This window comes from Curtobacterium sp. B18 (genome assembly GCF_000333375.1).
Taxonomy (GTDB): Bacteria; Actinomycetota; Actinomycetes; order Actinomycetales; family Microbacteriaceae; genus Curtobacterium.
On the sequence record NZ_BACZ01000621.1, the window covers coordinates 1 to 4,831 of the forward strand.

General features: G+C 71.1%; 4 protein-coding genes. 2 read left to right on the forward strand and 2 right to left on the reverse strand.

Translation table 11 applies throughout. The features are described 5' to 3' along the window. Positions 1-164: 164 nt before the first annotated feature. Entirely contained in the window at positions 165-1,391 is a 1,227-nt protein-coding gene (locus I5E_RS16695) for a hypothetical protein (RefSeq protein WP_022907990.1), read from the forward strand. A 10-nt stretch (positions 1,392-1,401) separates the two neighbouring features. Here the strand turns inward: I5E_RS16695 and I5E_RS16700 are convergent, their stop codons facing one another. Beyond that, entirely contained in the window at positions 1,402-2,328 is a 927-nt protein-coding gene (locus I5E_RS16700) for an alpha/beta fold hydrolase (RefSeq protein WP_022907991.1), read from the reverse strand. A 53-nt stretch (positions 2,329-2,381) separates the two neighbouring features. Further along, on the reverse strand, positions 2,382-2,870 hold the full coding sequence (locus I5E_RS16705) for a peroxiredoxin (protein WP_022907992.1): 489 nt from the start codon (positions 2,868-2,870) through the stop codon (positions 2,382-2,384). 243 nt (positions 2,871-3,113) lie between these two features. On the opposite strand from I5E_RS16705, the gene aceE reads away from it, so the two are divergent. Then, positions 3,114-4,831 (forward strand): pyruvate dehydrogenase (acetyl-transferring), homodimeric type (gene aceE / locus I5E_RS16710; RefSeq protein WP_022907993.1); only part of this gene is annotated, 1,718 nt, incomplete at its 3' end.

Here is a 4,831-nt window from a genome sequence, read left to right on the forward strand (position 1 = left end):
GTGATGCCGACGATCACGTCCTCGACGGCGGCGAGGTCGTGCCGGTCCGGATCGTGGTCATGGCGAGAGCGTACGCGTGCGCGCGCCCCCGGGCATTCCCCGAGCGGCATGCGCGTCACCGGGCGTTCGTATGATCGACGCCAGAGACCACCGAGGGGGAACCGATGGCATCACCGTGGACGGGCATCATCGAGGACGCGCGGCACTACCCGTCGCCGCACAACTCGCAACCGATCGTCGTGCGCGTCGAGGACGACCGCACCGCGACCGTGTTCTACGACCTCCGGCGGGGCCTGCCGGCCGAGTCGTTCGGCATCCCGTTCGGCCACGTCTGCGCCGGGGTGTTCCTGGCCGGGCTCGACGTGGTCGCACGGGCGCACGGGTTCGCCGTGCAGGAACGGCTTGACCACGCCGAGATGGACTTCGGGCGGCTCGACGCCGACCCCGGGTCCGACGACCGGCTGCACCGGCTGGGCACCGTCGCGTTGCGCCCGCGCGCCGCGACGGCGGACGACCGGGAGGCGCTGGCCCGCTTCCTCGCGCGGCGCACGTCGCGCAGGCCCTACGACGCGACCCTGGTGGACGAGTCCGCGATCGAGGCCGTGTCCGCCATCGCGTCGGCCGCGGGCCAGCGCTTCCGCACCACCGCGGACCGGGCCGTCGTCGAGGAGATCGTCCGGGTCAACCAGGAGACCCTGTTCGACGACCTGCGGCACGACGCCGTGCACGAGGAGATCCTGCACTGGCTGCGGTTCTCGAAGCGGCAGGCGGCGGAGACCGGCGACGGGCTGTCGGCCGAGACGATGCTCATGCCCGGCCCGGTGCTCCGGTTCGCGATGGAGCACCGCGGGCTCTGGGAGGCGCCCGGCGTCGGCGGGCTCTTCCGGCGCGTGTACCTGTCGACGATGCGCGGCGTCCGGCAGCTCGGCTGGCTCGAGGGACCGTTCTCGTCGCCGGCCGAGTACGTCGAGGACGACTACCGACGGAACACCGCCGCCGTCGGCGCCTACGCCGACGCCCTGCGTGCGATCGACGAGCCGTCGCGGCTGCGCCTCGTGCTCCGGCGCTGGTACAACGCCGCCGTGCCGAAGTGGGTGCGGGACCGCGTGGCCCGCCGCGACCGCGTCGGCGGGGTCGTCGGGCACGTCCGCCCCCTCGTCGAGCACGGGACCGACGTCGTCCTGATCGCGTCGCCCGTCGATGTCGAGGTCTTCGACCGACTCGGTGGCCAGCGTGCCCTGCGTCGATGGAGCAGCCGAGGCCGTACCGGCCGGGTGGACCTCGTGCGGGTGCCGGAGGGCGACCACTCGCTGTTCTCCCCGCTGATGCGCCAGGCCGTGCTCAGCGAGGTCCGGTCACGCGTGGCGTCGACGTTCCCCGTGCACGCCTGACCCGGGTCGGTCACACGAGGTCGAGCGTGCGCGCGACGGCGTCGGGGTGCTCGACGTGGGCGAAGTGCCCGCAGTCCCCGAGCAGCACGGTCCGGGCGCCGGGCAGCAGCGCGCCCAGGGCGTCGAGGTCGGACACCCGGGCGAAGACGTCGTCCCGCCCGGCGATCGCCGTGACCGGGCAGGTCACGGCACGCCAGCGGTCGAGGTCGTAGGCGGCCGCGGCGCGGGCCGCTCCGGTGAAGCCGGCCGGCCGGAGCTCGTCGACGAAGGCGTCGAGCACGCTCGGGTCGAGCCGGCGCACGTGCGCGAAGACCGGCGCGGCGAGGAGCGGCAGCACCCCGATCGCCGCCAATGCGCCCAGGAGCGGTCTGGCCGTCTCGCCGGTGATCGCGAGTCCGGCACGCAGCAGCGTGAACGCGGGGAGCGTCCGGAGCGCGCGCACCGGGTGTCGCGCCGCCCACGCGGTCGCCACGGTCGTGCCGGAGACCAGCGCGACGGAGCGCACGCGTGCCGGGGCGAGGACGGCGAGGTGCATCGCGACGAAGGCGCCGAGGGAGTGCCCGACGACGTCGACGTCCGCGACCGACAGGGCGTCGAGCACCGCGGTGAGGACGGCGACCGCACGGTCGACGTCGATCGGCACGTCCGGCGCGGGGGACGATCCCCACCCGGGGAGGTCGACGAGCACGAGCCCGCGGTCGCCGACGCCGCCCGCGGCCTCGAGGAGCGGCGTCCACGTCGTCCACGAGCCGGCGACGCCGTGCACGAGGAGCATCGCGGCGCGTCCCGGCCGGTGGAGCACCACGACGGGACCGGCCTCGGTCGGCACGACCGTACGGCGGAGGCCCCACCGGGCCGCGTCCGCCGTGACCGGGAACGGCGCGTAGGCGTCCGTGGTGACCACCCGGCGGGCCGGGCGGTCGTCGACGGCGTGCACCGTGCCTCCTGTCCGCGACGCGTCGCGCGTCGTCTCAGCAGGTGTTCGGAACGCTAGGCGACGGCGACTGGTGCGGTGCAGGCGGCCAGACGGTCCAGCGCTGCGCGGTACTCGGTGACGTCGCGGGCGACGCCCGGCTCCGAGATGATCGAGGCCTTGATGCGGCCCTGCACGTCGATCACGAACGTCGCACGGGTGGCGAAGCCCTTCTTGTCGAGGAAGACCCCGTACTCCTTCGACACGGCGCCGTGCGGCCAGAAGTCCGCGAGGAGCTCGAAGTCGTAGCCGTTCGACTCGGCGAACGAGCGGAGCGTCGCCTTCGAGTCGACCGAGATCCCGATGAGCTCGACACGCTGGTCCTGGAACATCGCGATGTTGTCCTGCAGCGTGCAGAGCTCGTTCGTGCAGGTCGACGAGAACGCGAGCGGGAAGAAGACCAGCGCGACCGGGCGGATGCCGCGGAAGTCGCTGAGGCGGACGTGCTCCCCGAACTGGTTCGGGAAGTTCGAGTCCGGCGCGAGCGAGCCGATCTCCAGTGCCATCAGTGGTGCTTCTTCCTCGGGCGTGGGGTGTGCCCGGTCATCGTCGTGCACGCACGGGTCGCGTGTGCACGATCGGCAATCGTACGCCGACGGCACCCGAATGCAAGCACCTGTCCACCCACACGTCACCATCAGCCTCTCGGTCGGTGCGGGGGCCTAGAGTGGTCGGGGCCCCATCCGGTCGTGACCCGACCAACCGGTGGCCCGCCATGTCCACCACCACGAGAACGAACGAGGTCAAGGGTGACGGTGAACGACCAGGACCCGTACAGCCACGGCAGCAGCGACCAGGACCCGGAGGAGACCGCCGAATGGCGTGAGTCCCTCGACGGGCTGGTCCGGACCCACGGCCACCAGCGTGGCCGCGAGATCATGCTGAGCCTGCTCAAGCGGTCCAAGGAACTGCACCTCGGTGTGCCGATGGTCCCGACCACGGACTACGTGAACACCATCGCGCCGGAGAACGAGCCCGAGTTCCCGGGCGACGAGGAGCTCGAGCGCCGCTACCGCCGGTGGATCCGGTGGAACGCCGCGATCACCGTGCACCGCGCCCAGCGTCCGGGCATCGCGGTCGGCGGCCACATCTCGACGTACGCGTCGAGCGCCGCCATGTACGAGGTCGGCTACAACCACTTCTTCCGCGCGCAGGACCACCCGTCCGGTGGCGACCAGGTGTTCTTCCAGGGGCACGCGTCCCCCGGCATGTACGCCCGCGCCTACATGGAAGGGCGCCTCGGCGAGGACCAGCTCGACGGCTTCCGCCAGGAGCAGTCGCACGCCGGCGGTGGACTCTCGTCCTACCCGCACCCGCGTCTCATGCCGCACTTCTGGCAGTTCCCGACGGTGTCGATGGGCATCGGCCCGATCAACGCGATCTACCAGGCGCAGCAGGCCAAGTACCTGTCCAACCGCGGCATCAAGGACGCGTCCGACCAGCAGGTCTGGGCGTTCCTCGGCGACGGCGAGATGGACGAGGTCGAGTCGCGCGGGCAGCTCCAGGTCGCGGCGAACGACGGCCTGGACAACCTGAACTTCGTGATCAACTGCAACCTGCAGCGTCTCGACGGTCCGGTGCGCGGCAACGGCAAGATCATCCAGGAGCTCGAGGCGTTCTTCCGCGGTGCCGGCTGGAACGTCATCAAGGTCGTCTGGGGCCGCGAGTGGGACGACCTGCTCGCCCGCGACACCGAGGGCGCGCTCCTCAACCTGATGAACCAGACGCCGGACGGCGACTACCAGACGTACAAGGCCGAGAACGGCGCGTACGTGCGCGAGAACTTCTTCGGGCGCGACCCGAAGGCGCTCGAGCTGGTCAAGGACTACACCGACGACCAGATCTGGAACCTCAAGCGCGGTGGGCACGACTACCGCAAGGTCTACGCCGCGTTCAAGGCCGCGACCGAGCACAAGGGCCAGCCGACCGTCATCCTCGCGAAGACGGTCAAGGGCTACGGCCTCGGCCCGAGCTTCGAGGGGCGCAACGCGACGCACCAGATGAAGAAGCTGACGCTCGACAACCTCAAGCAGTTCCGCGACGAGATGCGCATCCCGATCACGGACGCGCAGCTCGAGGAGAACCCCTACACGCCGCCGTACTACCACCCGGGCAACGACGACGAGGCGATCCAGTACATGCACGAGCGCCGGCGAGAGCTGGGCGGCTACGTGCCGGAACGTCGCACGAAGTACACGTCGATCACCCTCCCCGAGGACGCGAAGTACCAGGTCGTCAAGAAGGGCTCCGGCAAGCAGGAGATCGCCACCACCATGGCGTTCGCCCGGCTGCTGAAGGACCTGCTCCGGTCCCCCGACTTCGGCAACCGCGTGGTGCCGATCATCCCCGACGAGGCGCGCACGTTCGGCATGGACGCGTACTTCCCGACGGCGAAGATCTACAACCCGAACGGCCAGCACTACACGTCCGTCGACCGCGAGCTCCTCCTGGCCTACAAGGAGAGCCC